Source organism: Rathayibacter sp. AC182, from assembly GCF_979253875.1.
Genome location: NZ_CEEDEK010000003.1, coordinates 709,501 through 726,112, shown reverse-complemented (window position 1 = coordinate 726,112; position 16,612 = coordinate 709,501). Strand labels below are relative to the sequence as shown.

The following is a 16,612-nucleotide window of genomic DNA, read 5'->3' as shown; positions in this document are numbered from 1 at the left end:
GCGCACCCGTCGTCCCGCTTCAACCGCGGCCCGCCGACGAGTCGGCCCCTCGGGCGGTACGGTGATCAGCGATGCCACGTCTCGCCGATCACCTCCCCGCGGTGCCGCCGTCCGGCATCCGCCGCCTGTTCGAGATCGCCCTCCGTCTCGAGGGCGTCACCTTCCTCTGCGTCGGTGAACCCGACGTGCCGACCGCGCCGCACATCATCGAGGCCGCGCGCGCGGCGGCGAGGGCCGCGGACGACACGGACTACGGGCCCAACGGCGGCCTCCCCGAGCTCCGCCGCGCGATCGTCGAGAAGCTCGCCCGCGACAACGGCATCCGCGCCGATGTCGAGCAGGTCTGGCTCACCGTCGGCGGCACTCAGGCGCTCTACCAGGCGATGACCCTGACGCTGCGCACCGGCGACGAGGTGCTGGTGCCCGATCCCGGGTACACCACGTTCACCATGAACGCCCGGATGATCGAGGCCGTCCCGGTGCCCTACACGCTCCGTCCCGAGAACGGCTTCCTCCCCGATCTCGACGAGCTCGAGCGCATCGTCACCGACCGCACCCGGGTGATCATCGTGAACAGCCCGTCGAACCCGCTCGGGATCGTCTTCCCGCGCCCGGTCCTGGAGCGGCTCCTCGAGTTCGCCCGCCGGCACGACCTGTGGATCATCAGCGACGAGGTCTACGAGTACTTCACCTACGGGCGCCCCCACGTCAGCCTCGCGAGCATCGCGCAGGAGCTCGGGCACGACGACGACCGCGTGTTCAGCGTGTTCTCCTTCTCGAAGACCTACGCCATGACCGGCGTCCGCGTCGGCTACCTCGTCACCCCTCCCGGCCTGACGACGACCATGGTCACGGTGCAGGAAGCGGCGATCAGCTGCGTCGCCTCGCCCGACCAGCGCGCGGCCCTCGCGGCGCTGACCGGCCCGCAGGAGGCGGTGGCCGACGCCGCCGCGCACTACCTGTCGAACCTGCGTCTGGCGACGTCGATCCTCGACGAGCAGGGGATCCGCTACCGCGAGCCCGAGGGCGCCTTCTACCTGTGGATCGACCTGTCGCACGCGACCGGTGGCGACGTCGCGTCCTGGGTCGAGGCGTTCCTCCTCGAGACGCTCGTCGCCGTCGCCCCGGGCAGCGCGTTCGGGCGCACGGGCGAGGGCTGGATCCGGATCTGCCTCGCGGCGGACCCCGCCGACATCGAGCACGGCCTGCGCACGCTGCCCGCTCCGGCGCGCCCGTGAGCGCGGACGGGATCCTCGTCCGCCGCGTGCGCGAGGACGAGCACGCCGAGGTGTCGCGCCTGCGTCTGGCCGCGTACGCGCACGACTACGAGCTGGGGGAGGAGTACGCGGCCGACGTCGCGGACGTGTCCCGGCACGACCGCGAGGGCGAGGTGTGGGTGGCCGAGGACGCCGACGGCCGGATCCTCGCGACGGTGACCACCGCCGCTCCGAGCACGAACCTCTACTCCCTCGGCCGCCCGGGCGAGCTCGACTGGCGGCTGCTCGCCGTCGCTCCCGAGGCGCGCGGCCGGGGCCTGGGCCGCCTGCTCACCGAGTTCGTCGTGATGCTCGCGGTCGAGCGGGGCCTCGACCGCGTCGTGATGAACAGCGGGACCGACATGGTCGCCGCGCACGCTCTCTACGAGAGCATGGGCTTCGTCCGCCTTCCCGAGCGCGAGAACCCGCCCGGAGTCGAGCCGACGCGCACCTACGGCCTCGACCTGTAGCGCAGAGCGGCGCACGCTCGCGGAGGGGCGTCCCCGGCCGACAGCGTCCGATCCCTCTTCTCCGCCGAGGTTCTGCACCGCATCCCACCCGCCGCGCACCGACGTCACCGGCCCTCCAGGCCCTCCGCCCGCCGACGCACCCCGACCGTGGGACAATGGCCCCACGATGTCTCCACGTGCACACCTCGGGCTCGAGCCCGCCGCGACCGATCCGGCGTCCATCCGCAACTTCTGCATCATCGCCCACATCGATCACGGCAAGTCCACCCTCGCCGATCGCATGCTCGGCATCACAGGTGTGGTCGAGGACCGCGCGATGCGCGCGCAGTACCTCGATCGCATGGACATCGAGCGCGAGCGCGGCATCACGATCAAGTCGCAGGCCGTGCGCATGCCGTGGGAGCACGAGGGCCGGACCTTCGCCCTCAACATGATCGACACCCCCGGTCACGTCGACTTCTCGTACGAGGTCAGCCGCTCGCTCGCCGCGTGCGAGGGCGCGATCCTCCTGGTCGACGCCGCGCAGGGCATCGAGGCGCAGACCCTCGCGAACCTCTACCTGGCGCTCGAGAACGACCTCACGATCATCCCGGTCCTGAACAAGATCGACCTCCCCGCCGCCGACCCCGACAAGTACGCGAAGGAGCTCGCGAGCCTCATCGGCGGCGATCCCGACGACGTGCTCCGCGTCTCGGGGAAGACAGGCATGGGCGTCGAGGCCCTGCTCGATCGCGTGACGCAGCTCATCCCGCCGCCCGTCGGCGACGCCGACGCCCCCGCGCGCGCCATGATCTTCGACTCGGTCTACGACGCCTACCGCGGAGTCGTCACCTACGTCCGCATGATCGACGGCAAGCTCTCGCCGCGCGAGAAGATCCAGATGATGTCGACGCGGGCCACTCACGAGATCCTCGAGATCGGCGTCTCGAGCCCGGAGCCGGTCGCCACCCAGGGTCTCGCCGTCGGCGAGGTCGGCTACCTGATCACTGGAGTGAAGGACGTCCGCCAGTCGAAGGTCGGCGACACCGTCACCACGGCGTCCAAGCCCGCGACGCAGGCGCTGCCGGGCTACACCGAGCCGCTGCCGATGGTCTTCTCGGGCCTCTACCCGATCGACGGCAGCGACTACCCCGACCTCCGCGAGGCGCTCGACAAGCTCAAGCTGTCCGACGCCGCGCTCGTCTACTGAGCCCGAGACCTCGGTCGCGCTGGGCTTCGGCTTCCGCTGCGGCTTCCTGGGCCTCCTCCACCTCGAGATCGTGACCGAGCGCCTGGACCGCGAGTTCGGCCTCGACCTCATCACCACCGCTCCCTCCGTCATCTACGAGGTGATCACGGAGGACAAGAAGACCGTCACCGTGACGAACCCGAGCGAGTTCCCGGGCGGCAAGATCGCCTCGGTCACCGAGCCGATCGTGAAGGCCGCGATCCTCGCGCCCAAGGACTACGTCGGCACGATCATGGAGCTTCTGCCAGAGCCGCCGCGGCACCCTGATCGGCATGGAGTACCTCGGCGAGGACCGGGTCGAGATCCGGTACCACATGCCCCTCGGCGAGATCGTCTTTCGACTTCTTCGACAACCTGAAGTCCAAGACCGCCGGCTACGCGTCGCTCGACTACGAGCCGGCGGGCGACCAGGAGGCCGACCTCGTGAAGGTCGACATCCTGCTCCAGGGCGAGCAGGTCGACGCGTTCAGCGCGATCGTGCACCGCGAGAAGGCCTACGCCTACGGCGTGCTGATGACGGGGCGCCTGCGCAAGCTCATCCCTCGGCAGCAGTTCGAGGTCCCCATCCAGGCCGCGATCGGCGCCCGCATCATCGCGCGTGAGTCCATCAGCGCGATGCGCAAGGACGTCCTGGCCAAGTGCTATGGCGGTGACATCACCCGCAAGCGCAAACTGCTCGAGAAGCAGAAGGAGGGCAAGAAGCGCATGAAGATGGTGGGCCGGGTCGAAGTGCCGCAGGAGGCGTTCATCGCCGCGCTCTCCGGAAGACGTCGAGACCAAGGACAAGAAGTGAGCGTCCGGCGCTCGAGCTTCGAGGAGCAGCCGCAGGTCACCTACGCGGCCGTCGGCGGAACCCTGGCGCCCGATCTCCTCGAGTACCCGCCGGACGGCTTCACCGCCGAGCGCTTCGAGGCGCGCCTCGGGTCCGGAGACGAGCGCTTCGCGATCACGACGGCGTCGCTGATGACCTGGGGCGTGCAGCGCGGCGGCGGCATCCGCGTCGAGGACATCACGAGCGGCAGCGGCGTGCAGTACACGGGGTCAACTTCGACTCCGCCGGGACTCCGATCGATCTCACGAGCCGCCCCACGGAGGAGCGGTTCGGTCCGGACGGCACCCCCTACATCACCGCCGGCGTCACCGCGGTGCTCAAGGTCGACCTGCTGGGCCGCACCTTCGACGCTCCAGTGCGCGTGGTCTACGTCGTCGACGAGCCCGACCAGGTCGGCTTCGCCTACGGCACGCTCGAGGGCCACCCCGAGAGCGGCGAGGAGTCGTTCGTCGTCGAGAAGCGCGCCGACGACTCCGTCTGGCTGGTCATCCGCGTCTTCTCGCGCCCCTCCACCCGCCTCTACCGCCTCGGCTCCCCGGTGCTGCGCGCGGTGCAGAAGAAGCAGGTCAAGAAGTACCTGCGCGCGCTGCTGCCGGCGCGCGTCGGCTGACGTGGGCAGCGCCCTCCCACTGGCCGATCCGGCCCCGCTCGACGGGCTCCTGCCCGGTTCCGTCGCCGACGGCGCCGAGCAGCGCGACCTCGGCCTCTACGTGCACGTGCCGTTCTGCCGGGTGCGCTGCGGCTACTGCGACTTCAACACCTACACGGCGACCGAGCTGCGCGGGGCGAAGCAGTCCGACTACGCCGAGCAGGCGGTCGCCGAGATGACCCTCGGCGCTGAGGTGCTGCGCCGTGCGGGACTGCCCGAGCGGCCCGCCGCGACGGTGTTCTTCGGCGAGGCACGCCCACGCTGCTCCCGGCGGAGGACCTCGTCCGCATGCTCGACGGTCTGCGCTCGCGCTTCGGCATCGCCGACGGCGCCGAGATCACGACCGAGGCGAATCCCGACTCCGTCGACGCCGCGTACTTGCGCGCCCTCGCCGACGCCGGGTTCACCGCACGTCAGCTTCGAGGATGCAGTCGGCAGTGCCGCACGTGCTCGCGACCCTCGAGCGCACCCACGACCCCGAGCGCGTCCCGCTGGTGGTCGAGTGGGCGCGGGAGGCGGGACTGCAGGTCAGCCTCGACCTCATCTACGGCACTCCGGGGGAGTCGCTCGCCGACTGGGAGCGGTCGCTCGACTCCGCTCTCGCGAACCGCCCCGACCACCTCTCGGCCTACGCGCTGATCGTCGAGGACGGCACGAAGCTCGCCCGGCAGATCCGCCGCGGCGAGGTGGCGACGCCCGACGACGACCTCACGGCCGACATGTACGAGCTGGCGGACGAGCGCCTCGCGGCCGCCGGCTACTCCTGGTACGAGGTCAGCAACTGGGCGATCGACGACGCCCACCGCTCGCGCCACAACCTGTCCTACTGGCTCGGCCACGACTGGTGGGGCGTCGGACCGAGGTGCGCACAGCCACGTCGGAGGCGTGCGCTGGTGGAACGTGAAGCATCCGGCGGCGTACGCCGACCGGCTGCAGGCCGGATCGAGTCCTGCCGCCGGTCGCGAGACCCTCGATGCCGCGACGAGGGGCGTCGAGGACGTGCTGCTGCGCTCGCGCCTCTCGGACGGCCTGCCCGTCGAGGCGATCGACCCGGAGCGCCGGCGCGAGGTCGCCGGGCTCATCGCCGACGGGCTGATCGACGGCCGGGCGGCTCTGCAGGGCCGCGTGGTGCTGACGCTGCGCGGCCGGCTGCTGGCCGACGCGGTGGTGCGCCGCCTGACCGACGGCTGATCGAGGCTCCTGCCGGCCGACGCGGAAGTGCGGCGGCTGACGGACCGCTGACGAACGGCCCAGTCGCCCCACCTGCTGGTCGAGTAGCCCGCGGAGCGGCGTATCGAACCCGCCGCTCCCGGAGGACGTGGGTCTCGATACGCCGCCGGCGGCGCTGCTCGACCAGCAGGGAAACGGGCCGCTCGACCGGCGGCAGCCGCCTGCCGAAGAACGGGATGCTCAGCGGGTACGTGTAGTACTCGCCCGCGCTCGCGCGCACCGAGGCGATGATCGCGAACACGATCACGAGGATCGGCACGACGAGGAACACGATGAACCCGACGAGGACGAACGTCAGGATCGTGCCCGCCACGTAGGCGATCAGCGTCGTCAGGTGGAAGTTCAGCGCGGTCTTCGCGTGCGCCTCCAGGAACGGGCCCCGGCCCTTGAACACGAGGTACACGATCAGCGACGGCAGGATGCTGAAGAAGATGCCCAGGACGTGGGTCACGATCGCCCAGGTCTTCTCGTCGGCCGGGTTCAGCGGGGGCGCCGGCGTGCTGTACGCGGGGGGCGGGGAGGGGGAGGCGTGGTCGACATGAGGTCTCCTGTTCCGGGCGTCATCGCGACGGGCGACCCCCGTGCGCTCGGCGTCCATCGTGGCACGTCGTGTGGCGCACCGCGCGGGCCGCGCAGCCGCGCCGGAGGAGGAGTCCCCTCCTCACCACGCCGATCCCGCGCGATCCCCCGTCCCTCCCCCCGCTCGCGGGTATGATTGGCACTCGAAGTTGCGGAGTGCCAAGCTCCGTGCGGCGCGTCGGCGCCGCGGTGGTTCGTGCCGAGAGGCACCCGGAGCCCGGCGGGAGGTCGGTCGTATGGTGACGGAGCGCGGTCTCCAGGTCCTGCGCGTGATCGTGCAGGACTACGTGGCCCACCGCGAGCCCGTGGGCTCGAAGTCGATCGTCGAGCGGCACTCGTTCGGCGTCTCGGCGGCGACGATCCGCAACGAGATGGCGCAGCTCGAGGAGGAGGAGCTGATCGCGGCTCCGCACACCTCCTCGGGGCGCGTTCCCACCGACAAGGGCTACCGCCTCTTCGTCGATCAGCTCACCGACCTGCGCCCGCTCACCGCCGCGCAGCGCCAGGCCATCGAGACCTTCCTCGGCCAGAGCCCCGACCTCGACGAGGTGCTGGTCAAGACCGTGCGGCTGCTCTCGCAGCTCACCAACAGCGTCGCGCTCGTGCAGTACCCGTCGTTCGGAGCCGCCCGCATCCGCCACGTGGAGCTCGTCGCCCTCGCGCCGCGCCGCCTGCTCTCGGTGCTCATCACCGACACCGGCCAGGTCGATCAGCGCGTCCTCGAGACCCCGGCCGACGTCGACGCCGAGTTCCTCGGCGAGATCCGCGCCAAGCTCAACACGGCCGTGATCGGCCTCGGGCTCCAGGCCGCCGCCGAGACGCTCCAGGCGGCCGCCGAGCGGTTCACGCCGGAGCGCCGCGACGTGCTCGCGCCGATCCTCCAGACGCTCCTCGAGCAGGTCGGCGCGAATCGGCAGGACCGCCTCGTCATGGCCGGCGCCGCCAACCTCGTCCGCACCGAGGAGGACTTCTCGGGCAGCATCTACCCGGTGCTGGAGGCGATCGAGGAGCAGGTGGAGCTGCTCCGGCTGTTCGCCGAGATGGTGCCGGACCCCGCGGCATCTCGGTGCGGATCGGCCGCGAGAACGCCCCGTTCGGCCTGCAGGAGACCTCGGTCCTCACGAGCGGCTACAACACCGCCGGCGGCCAGGTCTCGCGCCTGGGCGTCCTCGGACCGATCAGGATGGACTACTCCGGCAACATCGCCGCGGTGCGCGCCGTCGCCCGCTACCTCTCCCGCCTCCTCGGCGAGGACTGACCCCTTCACTTCCCCGACTCGCCGGTCGCCCCGGCTCCCATCCGGTCCGCCGTACCCGGTGCACCGACCCACGAACGAAGGACGAAGCCACCTGTGGCCGATCACTACGAAGTGCTGGGCGTCGCCCGCGACGCCTCCGCCGACGAGATCAAGAAGGCGTACCGCCGACTCGCCCGCGAGCTGCACCCCGACGTCAACCCGAGCGCCGACGCCTCCGAGCGGTTCAAGCTCGTCACGCACGCCTACGACGTCCTGAGCGACGCCCAGCAGCGCCAGCAGTACGACCGCGGGCCCCAGGAGGGCTTCCCCGGCGGCGGTCAGGGCTTCGGCGGCTTCGGCGACATCTTCGAGACGTTCTTCGGCCAGGGCGCCCAGGGCTCCTCCCGCGGGCCGCGCTCCCGCCGTGAGCGCGGGCAGGACGCGCTCCTGCGCGTCGAGGTCTCGCTCGACGAGGTCATCTTCGGCACGCACCGCGATCTCGAGGTCGACACGGCCGTGCTCTGCGAGACCTGCCAGGGCTCCTGCTGCCAGCCCGGCACCTCGCCGGTCACCTGCGACATCTGCCACGGCTCCGGCCAGATCCAGCGCACCGTCCGCTCGCTCCTGGGCAACGTCATGACGGCGAGCCCCTGCGGCACCTGCCGCGGCTACGGCACCGTCATCGCCACCCCGTGCTCGACGTGCCAGGGCCAGGGCCGCGTCCGCGCGCGCCGCACGATCCCCGTCGACGTCCCCGCGGGCGTCGACACCGGCCTCCGCCTCCAGATGCCGGGCAGCGGCGAGGTCGGACCCGCCGGCGGACCGAACGGCGATCTCTACCTCGAGATCAAGGTCAAGCACCACGACGTCTTCAGCCGCAACGGCGACGACCTGCTCTGCACCCTCGAGGTGCAGATGACGGATGCGATCCTCGGGTCCACCACGACGCTCGCCGCCCTCGACGGCGACATCGAGATCGAGGTCAAGCCGGGCACCCAGAGCACCGAGATCGTCACGATCAAGGGCCGCGGAGTCACGAAGCTGCGCGGCAACGGCCGCGAGGATCTGCGCGTGGGCATCCAGGTCGTCACCCCGACCAAGCTCGGCCACCGCGAGCGCGAGCTCGTGCAGGAGTTCGCGAAGCACTACAAGCCGCAGAAGCCCGCGCTCACCCACTTCCAGCAGGGCCTCTTCTCGAAGCTCCGCGACCGCTTCCTCGGCTGATCGGCGCACGGCGGTGGCGCACCACTACATCGACGAGTCCCTCGACTCCGGCGACTTCGTCGCGAGGCGGACGCCTCGCCCTGACCGGTGCCGAGGCGCGTCACGCCGCGACGGTGAGCCGGATCCGCGCGGGCGGAGACGATCCGGGTGGGCGACGGGCGGGGTCTCGTGGCGACGGCCGTCGTCGAGAGCGCCGAGCCCTCCCGCGTCGCCCTGGTCGTCGAGTCGGTGGAGGAGTCGGCCGCTCCGGCGCCGCGCCTCGTGCTCGCCCAGGCGCTCGCGAAGGGCGACCGGGACGAGCTGGCCGTGCAGGCGGCCACTGAGCTCGGGATCGACGAGGTCGTCCCGTGGCAGGCCGCCCGGTCGATCTCGCGCTGGAGCGGACCCAAGGAGGAGAAGGGCCGCGAGCGCTGGCGCAGCATCGTGCGCGAGGCGAGCAAGCAGTCGCTCCGCGCCCGGGTGCCCGAGGTCTCGGCCGTCGCCTCGACGCGCCTGCTCGCCGACCGCGCGGCGACCGAGCGCGTCCTCGTGCTCGAGGCCGTCCGCCGAGGTCCGTCTCTCCTCCCTCGAGCCCGACGGCCGCGACATCGTCCTGGTGGTCGGCCCGGAGGGCGGTGTCGCTCCGGAGGAACTGGCGCTGCTCGCGGCGGCGGGCGCCGAGGCCGTCGCGCTGGGCGACACCGTGCTCCGCACCTCGACCGCCGGCCCGGCGGCCATCGCCGTGCTCTCGGCCCGCCTGGGCCGCTGGTAGCCGCGACGCGCGCCCTGGGCGAACGGGGCCCCCTCGCCGGCTCCCCGGCGTTTAGATGGACCCATGAGCGAACCCACCGTCTTCACGCGCATCGTCCGGGGCGAGATCCCCGCCGACGTGGTGTTCGAGAACGAGCGGGTTCTCGCCATCACCGACATCGCGCCGAAAGCGCCGGTCCACCTGCTGGTCTTCCCCAAGACGCAGGAGTACGCGACCGTCGCCGAGCTCGGCGCCGCCGACCCGGCCCTGCTCGCCGAGATCGTCCAGGTCGCGCAGACCCTGGCCGACGCCCACTGCGGCGGGCAGTTCCGCCTCGTCTTCAACTCGGGCGAAGCGGCCGGGCAGACCGTGTTCCACGTCCACGCCCACGTGATGGGCGGACACCTGACGGAAGGCTCCCTTGCCACCGGTTGACCACGCGGGCGACAGCCCCGAAGCACCGACCCCCGCCGAGTCGACCCCGACCGGCACGACCCTGGGCACGACGCGACGCGTCATCGCCGTCGACGGAGTCGCCATGGTGCGCCTCCTCGGACCCCAGGACCGCCTCATCAAGGCGGTCGAGACACGATTCCCTGACGTCCAGGTGCACGTGCGCGGCAACGAGGTGACGCTCGAGGGCGAGCCCTCTCGTCTCCGCGGCGGCGCGCCTGGTGGAAGAACTGGTGACCATGACCGCAGGCGGCCACGACCTCGACCCCGAAGGGGTCCGCGAGTCCGCTCGCATCCTCCAGAACGGCGGATCCGTCAGCCCGGCGGAGGCGTTCGGGCAGGCGATCCTGACGGCGCGCGGCAAGAGCATCCGCCCCAAGACCCTCGGTCAGCGCGAGTACGTCGACGCCGTCGATCACAGCACGATCGTGTTCGGCATCGGCCCGGCCGGAACCGGCAAGACCTACCTGGCGATGGCGAAGGCCGTGCAGGCGCTGCAGCGCAAGGAGGTCGAGCGGATCATCCTGACCCGTCCGGCCGTCGAGGCGGGGGAGCGGCTGGGATACCTGCCGGGCTCCCTCACCGACAAGATCGACCCCTACCTCCGTCCGCTCTACGACGCGCTCAACGAGATGATGGATCCGGAGATCGTCCCCAAGCTGCTCGCCGCGGGCACCATCGAGGTCGCCCCGCTCGCGTACATGCGCGGGCGCACCCTCAACAACTCGTTCGTCGTGCTCGACGAGGCGCAGAACACCACGCCGGAGCAGATGAAGATGTTCCTCACCCGGCTCGGCTTCGGCTCCAAGATGGTCATCACCGGTGACATCACGCAGGTCGACCTGCCGACCGGGGCCAGCGGCCTCCGGCTCGTCACCCAGGTGCTCGACGGCATCGACGACATCCACTTCTCGGGCTCGACCAGCGAGGACGTGGTGCGCCACAGCCTCGTGGGCCGGATCGTGGACGCCTACACCGAGTACGACCAGCAGAAGCAGGCGCAGCACTACGAGCGCGAGCAGGCCCGCGACTTCGCGAACCGCGCCGAGCGGCGCGCCGGCTCCCCGCGCGCCTCCGGCGACGCGCAGCCCAAGCGCCCGCGCGGCTGACCCGCCGACCCGATCATCCCGACGAAGAGGAACACCGCCCCCGTGAGCATCGAGATCAACAACGAGTCGAGGCGTCCCCGTCGACGAGGCGGCGCTGCTGCGCCTCGCCGGCTACGCGCTCGACACGATGCACGTGCACCCGGACGCCGAGCTGGCGATCGTGCTCGTCGACGAGGGCGCCATGGAGCAGCTGCACGTGCAGTGGATGGACGAGCCGGGCCCGACCGACGTGCTCAGCTTCCCGATGGACGAGCTGCGCCCCGGCACCGAGGACGAGCAGACCCCGGCCGGTCTGCTCGGCGACATCGTGCTCTGCCCGCAGGTCGCTCAGACGCAGGCGGAGGCCGCCGGGCACTCGGTGCTCGACGAGCTCCTGCTGCTGACGGCCCACGGGCTCCTGCACCTCCTCGGCTTCGACCACGCGGAGCCCGACGAGGAGCGCGAGATGTTCGGCATCCAGCGCGACATCCTCGTCGGCTTCCACATCAGCGAGCGACGCCGCTAGGCCTCGCCGTGCTCACCCTCCAGCTCCTCATCGCCGCCCTCGTCCTCGTCGCGGTCGGCGGATGGTTCGCCGCGACCGACGCGGCCCTCGGCGTGCTCTCGCGCAGCGACGTGCTCGAGATGGCGAACCACTCGCGCAGCGCCCGCGCCCTGCGCGCCATCGCCGGCGACATGAGCGCGCATGTGAACGTCGTCAACTTCTCGCGGATCGCGGCCGAGACGACGGCCGCGGTCTTCGTCACGACGGTCCTCGTGGTCGTCGTCGACCAGCTCTGGCTCGCGCTGCTGCTGGCGATCCTGATCATGGCCGCCGTCTCCTTCGTGCTCGTCGGCTCGAGCCCCCGCAGCGTCGGCCGGGCGCACGCGCGCGCCGTGCTGGGCACGAGCGCCTCCCTGATCCACGTGCTGCGCGTGGCCCTCGAGGCCCGTGGCGCACGGCCTCGTCGCTCTCGGCAACCGGGTGACCCCCGGCACCGGCCGCTCCGCCGGCTTCTCCTCCGAGGAGCAGCTGCTGAGCATGGTGGACGAGGCCACGGAGCAGGACGTCCTCGAGCAGGACGACCGCGAGCTCATCCACTCGATCTTCGAGTTCAACGACACCCTCGTGCGCGAGGTGATGGTCCCGCGCACCGACATGGTGACGATCGAGTCGACGGCGTCGATCGGAGCGGGCATGGGACTCCTGCTCAGCCGCGGCATCTCGCGGCTCCCCGTCATCGGCGAGGGCGTGGACGACGTCCTCGGCGTGCTCTACCTCCGCGACGTCGCCCGCCACACCTACGAGCGGCCCGACGACGACGACGTCGTCGCCGACCTCGCTCGACCGGCGCTCTTCGTGCCGGAGTCGAAGATGGCGGACGAGCTGCTTCGCCAGATGCAGCTGGAGTCGAACCACCTCGCCATGGTGGTCGACGAGTACGGCGGCATCGCCGGCCTCGTGACCCTCGAGGACCTGATCGAGGAGCTCGTCGGCGACATCTCGGACGAGTACGACCGCGAGGTCGATCTCTTCGAGGAGATCGAGCCCGGCGTCTACCGGGTCTCGGCGCGGCTCCCGGTCGACGAGCTCGGCGAGCTGTTCGAGATCGATCTCGAGGACGACGACGTCGACTCGGTCGGCGGACTGCTCACCAAGGCCTACGGCCGCCTCCCGGATCGCGGTGCCAGCGCCCGGATCGACGGCGTGATCCTCGAGGCCGAGCAGGCGGACGCGCGCCGCGGCACCATCTCGACCGTGCTGGTCCGCCGCGATCCCGACTACGACCCGAGCGGCGAGACCGGCGACGGTTCCGCTCCGATCGGGGGCGACGACGGCGAGGCCGACGCCGATGAGGGCCCGACCGGGGATACTCGGAGCCGGGACGCACGCGCCCGGGACCCGCGCGCCGCTCCGACCCGGACGGCCCCGTCGCGGGCGTCGCAGACCGAGCGGCGAACGCCCGGGCCGCGAAGGACCGCGAGACGCGGAGCCGAGCAGCCGACGACCGATCAGCGGGCGCCCCCGCCGACGACAGACAGAACGAGGACGCACGATGACCGACTCCAGCCCGCCCACGACGCCCTTCCGCGCGGGATTCGTGTCGTTCGTCGGCCGCCCCAACGTCGGCAAGTCGACCCTGACGAACGCCCTGGTCGGCGAGAAGATCGCCATCACGAGCTCCAAGCCGCAGACCACGCGCCGCGCGATCCGCGGCATCGTCCACCGGCCCGACGGCCAGCTCATCGTCGTCGACACCCCGGGCATCCACCGCCCGCGCACGCTCCTCGGCGAGCGCCTGAACTCGCTCGTCACCTCGACGCTGGGCGACGTCGACGTCATCGGCATGCTCTTCCCCGCCGACGAGCCGATCGGCCCCGGCGACCGCTTCATCAACGAGCAGCTCGACGCGTTCCCGCGTGCCCGCAAGGTCGCGATCGTGTCGAAGGTCGACCTCTCCTCGAAGAAGTCGGTCGCCAAGCAGCTGCTCGCCGTCTCCGAGCTCCGCGAGTGGGACACGATCGTGCCGATCTCGGCCGTCACCGACGAGCAGCTCGACGTGCTCGCCGTGGAGCTGCTCCGTCTGATGCCGGTGTCGCCCGCCCTCTACCCCGAGGAGGCCGTGACCGACGAGGACCTCGGCTCGCGCATCGCGGAGTTCATCCGCGAAGCCGCTCTCGAAGGCGTCTCGGACGAGCTGCCGCACTCCCTCGCCGTGACCCTCGACGACATGGTCGAGCGCGAGGACGGCTCCTTCATCGACATCTACGCCAACGTCTTCGTCGAGCGCGACAGCCAGAAGGGCATCATCATCGGCAAGGGCGGGCAGCGCCTGCGCGAGGTCGGCGCGGTTTCGCGCGAGCAGATCGAGCGCCTGCTGGGACGCCGGGTGTTCCTCTCGATCCGGGTGAAGGTCGCCAAGGAGTGGCAGCGCGACCCGAAGCTGCTGGGGCGCCTGGGCTTCTGATCCGCTCGGCGCACGTCGATCAGCCGTCGGGACGACGACTCCGCGGCGCTCGACGTCTAGCGTGAAGGCATGCGCGTGCTCCTGGACCGACCGGCGACGCTCCCGATCGCCGGTGCCCTGCTCGCCGTCGCGCACCTGCTGGCGCTCGCGAGTGGCGTCTCGAAGCGCCTCGCCGTCCGCGGGCCTGCTCCTCGGGCTCGCCCTCGCGCTGGCGGGCCTGCTCCCGGCGCTCGCCCCCACCCTGGCCGCCGCCGGGATCCTCCTCGGCGGAGCGGTGCCGGTCGGCGGTGTGCCGTTGGACGGCGTCGTCGTCGAAGCGGTCGTGCTCCTGGTCGACGGCGCGCCGACTCAGGCCGTGGACCCGATCGCTCGCGCTGGTCGGCGCCCTCCTGCTCTGCGGGCTCGGCGGCGTCGTCCTGTCGGCGTCGCTCCGCCCGTCGCTCGACTCGCCCGAACCGCCCCAGAGCATCCGCTTCCTCGTCCTGGTCGCGGTCGCGGTCCTCGTCGCCGCCGTCCTGGCGGCGATCGCGGTGCTGTCCTTCGTCCGCGGGCTGCGGAACCCGGTCGGTCCGGAGGATCGGATCGAGCGCCTCCTCGAGCGCGTCGCCGGACCGCAGGACGCTTTCGCGGCCGGATCGGCCGGTGCCCAGGCGCTCGTGCTGCTCGTGATCTCCGGTCGTGCCGTACTCCGTGGGCGAGGACTCGCTGCACCCCTTCGTCGCCGGAGTGCTGGCCGTCGCGCTGGTGCTGCACCGCCGCTCGCCCGGGCTCGCGCTCGGCGTCGCTCGGATCGGCGCCGCCCTGCAGATGGGCGTCCGGCTGGAGCCCGCTCCGTCCGACCTGGCGATCCTCGTCGTGCTCTTCGGGGCCGGCGCCGCCGACTCGAAGCGGGTGCGCACGGCGGGTGCGGTGTCGGCGGTCGTCGGCACGGTCGTCGCGGTGGCGTACCTCTCGATCGCCTTCGGCCTGGCCCAGGACTCGCCGAGCAGTCTGCAGTCGCCGTCGGCGCATCCTCCGGCGGCATCCTCGCCACGCTCGGCCTGTCCTGGACCATCGGCCTCCTCTCCCGCGCGGCCCGCCGCGCCGCGTGGGCCAGTCCGAGCGCGACGAGGCCGAGCGCGAGCGCGCGCGAGCCCAGCGCGAGCTCGACACCGTCGAGGAGCGCAACCGCATCGCCCGCGACATGCACGACGTCGTCGCGCGCTCGCTCGCGGTCGTGATCGCCCAGGCCGACGGTGCCCGCTACCTCGGCTCCACCAGTCCCGAGCAGACCGACGCGGCCCTCCTGACGATCTCGGGCGTGGCGCGGGACGCCCTCGGCGGCGTGCGACAGCTCCTCGCGCAGCTGCGCCGCGCAGTCGGATGGACGGCCCGCGGCCCGAGGCGCGCGATCTGCCCGCGCTGCTCGGAGGCGTCAGCGGCACGGGCGCTCCCGTCCGCTCCGAACTGGGTCTCGACCTCCGGAGTCCGTCCACGCGGGCCACCGGACTGGCGCTCTACCGGATCACGCAGGAGGCGACGACCAACGCCCTCCGCCACGGCCGGCCCGGCGCGCCCCTCGACATCGCGCTGCGCCGCGAGGGCGGCGATGTCGTGCTGACGGTGCGCAATTCCCGGTGCGAGGACGCGCTCGACACTCCGGGGGAGGGCCACGGCCTGATCGGCATGCGCGAGCGCGCGGTCCTCGCGGGCGGCACACTGCTCGCCGGTCCCGACGGCGACCACTTCGTGGTCGACGCCCGGCTCCCCGCTCCACCCGTGCCCCCACGCACCTCGCCCGTCACCCTCGTCCCGCCGCTCGCCTCCGGAGGCATCCCGTCATGACCGACCCCATCCGCATCGTCCTCGTCGACGACCAGGCGCTGTTCCGCGCCGGCATCCGCATGCTGCTCAGCTCGCAGCCCGACCTCGAGGTGGTCGGCGAGGCGTCCGACGGCGCCGAGGGCGCGGAGGTCGTCGCCCGGGTCGCACCGGACGTCGTGCTGATGGACATCCGGATGCCCGGTGTCGACGGCATCGAGTCGACGCGGCGGATCCTCGCCCGCGCCGCCGAGGACGGGGACGCCCGCTCCGCGCATCCTCGTGCTGACGACCTTCGACCTGGACGAGGCCGCGGCCCGGGCGATCCGCGCCGGGGCGAGCGGCTTCCTCCTCGGACACCGAGCCCGGTTTCCTCCTCGCCTCGGTGCGGACGGTCCACGCGGGCACGGCCGTGGTCGCGGCCTCCGCCACGCGCGAGCTCTTCGAGCACTTCGGCGCGCCAGGCAGCGGTCGGGAGCCCCCGTCGCGTTCTCGACGCTCACCGACCGCGAGCGCGAGATCTTCCACCACGCGGCGCGAGGACTGAGCAACACCGAGATCGCGACGGCCGAGTTCCTCGGCGAGGCGACCGTCAAGACCCACATCAGCCGCACGCTGGGCAAGCTGGGCCTGCGCGACCGCGTGCAGCTGGTCGATCTACGCCTACGAGAACGGCCTCGTCGCCTGAGAGCGCCCGGGCGACCTGGGCGCGGAGGCGGTGCTAGCCTGGCCCCGTGCGCTTCGGTCTGCTCCTTCTTAGCTGCCGCGACGAGTCCTAACCCCCAGGCCTCCCTCGTCGCGGAGTCCGTCGACGCCTGATCGCAGTTCCCTCCGCGAGGTCGCATCCGATTCCCGGATCCCCGCGAG

Annotated in this window: 10 protein-coding genes and 10 pseudogenes; 19 read left to right on the top strand and 1 reads right to left on the bottom strand. The window is 71.9% G+C overall.

The features are described from left to right. Nucleotides 1-71: 71 nt before the first annotated feature. From AC0CII_RS07030 to hemW, 6 genes and pseudogenes are all read left to right on the top strand, one after another. The gene (locus tag AC0CII_RS07030) at nt 72-1,238 is read left to right on the top strand and encodes a pyridoxal phosphate-dependent aminotransferase (protein WP_465228955.1); all 1,167 of its coding nucleotides are present in this window, start codon (nt 72-74) and stop codon (nt 1,236-1,238) included. Then, the gene (locus AC0CII_RS07025) at nt 1,235-1,726 is read left to right on the top strand and encodes a GNAT family N-acetyltransferase (protein ID WP_207402460.1); all 492 of its coding nucleotides are present in this window, start codon (nt 1,235-1,237) and stop codon (nt 1,724-1,726) included. Before AC0CII_RS07030 ends, AC0CII_RS07025 begins: the two co-directional genes overlap by 4 nt. A 166-nt stretch (nt 1,727-1,892) precedes the next feature. Next, nucleotides 1,893-3,719, top strand: a pseudogene (lepA, locus tag AC0CII_RS07020) (translation elongation factor 4); the annotation flags it as partial. Nucleotides 3,720-3,743: 24 nt separating this feature from the next. Further along, nucleotides 3,744-3,908: pseudogene (locus tag AC0CII_RS07015) on the top strand (DUF1990 family protein); the annotation flags it as partial. Between the two features lie 191 nt (nt 3,909-4,099). Next, entirely contained in the window at nt 4,100-4,396 is a 297-nt protein-coding gene (locus AC0CII_RS07010; protein ID WP_465229085.1) for a DUF1990 family protein, read from the top strand. A 1-nt stretch (nt 4,397) separates the two neighbouring features. Beyond that, nucleotides 4,398-5,626 (top strand): annotated as a pseudogene (gene hemW / locus AC0CII_RS07005) (radical SAM family heme chaperone HemW). Here the strand turns inward: hemW and AC0CII_RS07000 are convergent. Further along, nucleotides 5,514-6,263: a DUF4870 domain-containing protein gene (locus AC0CII_RS07000; RefSeq protein ID WP_465228954.1), complete on the bottom strand. Its 750-nt coding sequence runs from the start codon at nt 6,261-6,263 to the stop codon at nt 5,514-5,516. The pseudogene hemW and the gene AC0CII_RS07000 overlap by 113 nt on opposite strands. A gap of 217 nt (nt 6,264-6,480) precedes the next feature. Between AC0CII_RS07000 and hrcA the strand changes: the two are divergent. The 13 genes and pseudogenes from hrcA to AC0CII_RS06935 all read left to right on the top strand — a co-directional run bounded on the left by hrcA (nt 6,481) and on the right by AC0CII_RS06935 (nt 16,433). After that, nucleotides 6,481-7,502 (top strand): annotated as a pseudogene (gene hrcA, locus AC0CII_RS06995) (heat-inducible transcriptional repressor HrcA). A gap of 93 nt (nt 7,503-7,595) precedes the next feature. Continuing rightward, nucleotides 7,596-8,705: a molecular chaperone DnaJ gene (gene dnaJ, locus AC0CII_RS06990; protein ID WP_465228953.1), complete on the top strand. Its 1,110-nt coding sequence runs from the start codon at nt 7,596-7,598 to the stop codon at nt 8,703-8,705. 80 nt (nt 8,706-8,785) lie between these two features. Next, a pseudogene (locus AC0CII_RS06985) lies at nt 8,786-9,456 on the top strand (16S rRNA (uracil(1498)-N(3))-methyltransferase). A 63-nt stretch (nt 9,457-9,519) separates the two neighbouring features. Next, nucleotides 9,520-9,870 (top strand): HIT domain-containing protein, encoded by a 351-nt coding sequence (locus AC0CII_RS06980; protein ID WP_207402453.1) that lies wholly within the window; start codon nt 9,520-9,522, stop codon nt 9,868-9,870. Nucleotides 9,871-9,973: 103 nt separating this feature from the next. Further along, a pseudogene (locus AC0CII_RS06975) lies at nt 9,974-10,997 on the top strand (PhoH family protein). A gap of 42 nt (nt 10,998-11,039) precedes the next feature. Beyond that, nucleotides 11,040-11,502: pseudogene (gene ybeY / locus AC0CII_RS06970) on the top strand (rRNA maturation RNase YbeY). A gap of 8 nt (nt 11,503-11,510) precedes the next feature. Next, nucleotides 11,511-11,858, top strand: a pseudogene (locus AC0CII_RS06965) (CNNM domain-containing protein); the annotation flags it as partial. Between the two features lie 160 nt (nt 11,859-12,018). Then, nucleotides 12,019-12,690, top strand: a pseudogene (locus AC0CII_RS06960) (hemolysin family protein); the annotation flags it as partial. Between the two features lie 343 nt (nt 12,691-13,033). Then, entirely contained in the window at nt 13,034-13,945 is a 912-nt protein-coding gene (gene era, locus AC0CII_RS06955) for a GTPase Era (protein WP_251947115.1), read from the top strand. A 287-nt stretch (nt 13,946-14,232) separates the two neighbouring features. Continuing rightward, nucleotides 14,233-15,165, top strand: coding sequence for a hypothetical protein (locus AC0CII_RS06950; protein ID WP_465228952.1), 933 nt, complete (start codon nt 14,233-14,235; stop codon nt 15,163-15,165). Continuing rightward, entirely contained in the window at nt 15,129-15,545 is a 417-nt protein-coding gene (locus AC0CII_RS06945; RefSeq protein WP_465228951.1) for a histidine kinase dimerization/phosphoacceptor domain-containing protein, read from the top strand. The genes AC0CII_RS06950 and AC0CII_RS06945 overlap by 37 nt, the downstream gene beginning before the upstream one ends. A 2-nt stretch (nt 15,546-15,547) precedes the next feature. Continuing rightward, entirely contained in the window at nt 15,548-15,769 is a 222-nt protein-coding gene (locus AC0CII_RS06940) for an ATP-binding protein (protein WP_465228950.1), read from the top strand. Then, nucleotides 15,766-16,433, top strand: a pseudogene (locus tag AC0CII_RS06935) (response regulator). The gene AC0CII_RS06940 and the pseudogene AC0CII_RS06935 overlap by 4 nt, the downstream one beginning before the upstream one ends. The last annotated feature ends 179 nt before the right edge of the window (nt 16,434-16,612 follow it).

Coding starts and splice junctions, on each gene's coding strand:
- AC0CII_RS07000 (WP_465228954.1), bottom strand. CDS start 6,263: ATGGACGCCGAGCGCACGGGGGTCGCCCGTCGCGATGACGCCCGGAAC.
- AC0CII_RS06980 (WP_207402453.1), top strand. CDS start 9,520: ATGAGCGAACCCACCGTCTTCACGCGCATCGTCCGGGGCGAGATCCCC.
- AC0CII_RS06945 (WP_465228951.1), top strand. CDS start 15,129: ATGCACGACGTCGTCGCGCGCTCGCTCGCGGTCGTGATCGCCCAGGCC.
- era (WP_251947115.1), top strand. CDS start 13,034: ATGACCGACTCCAGCCCGCCCACGACGCCCTTCCGCGCGGGATTCGTG.
- AC0CII_RS07030 (WP_465228955.1), top strand. CDS start 72: ATGCCACGTCTCGCCGATCACCTCCCCGCGGTGCCGCCGTCCGGCATC.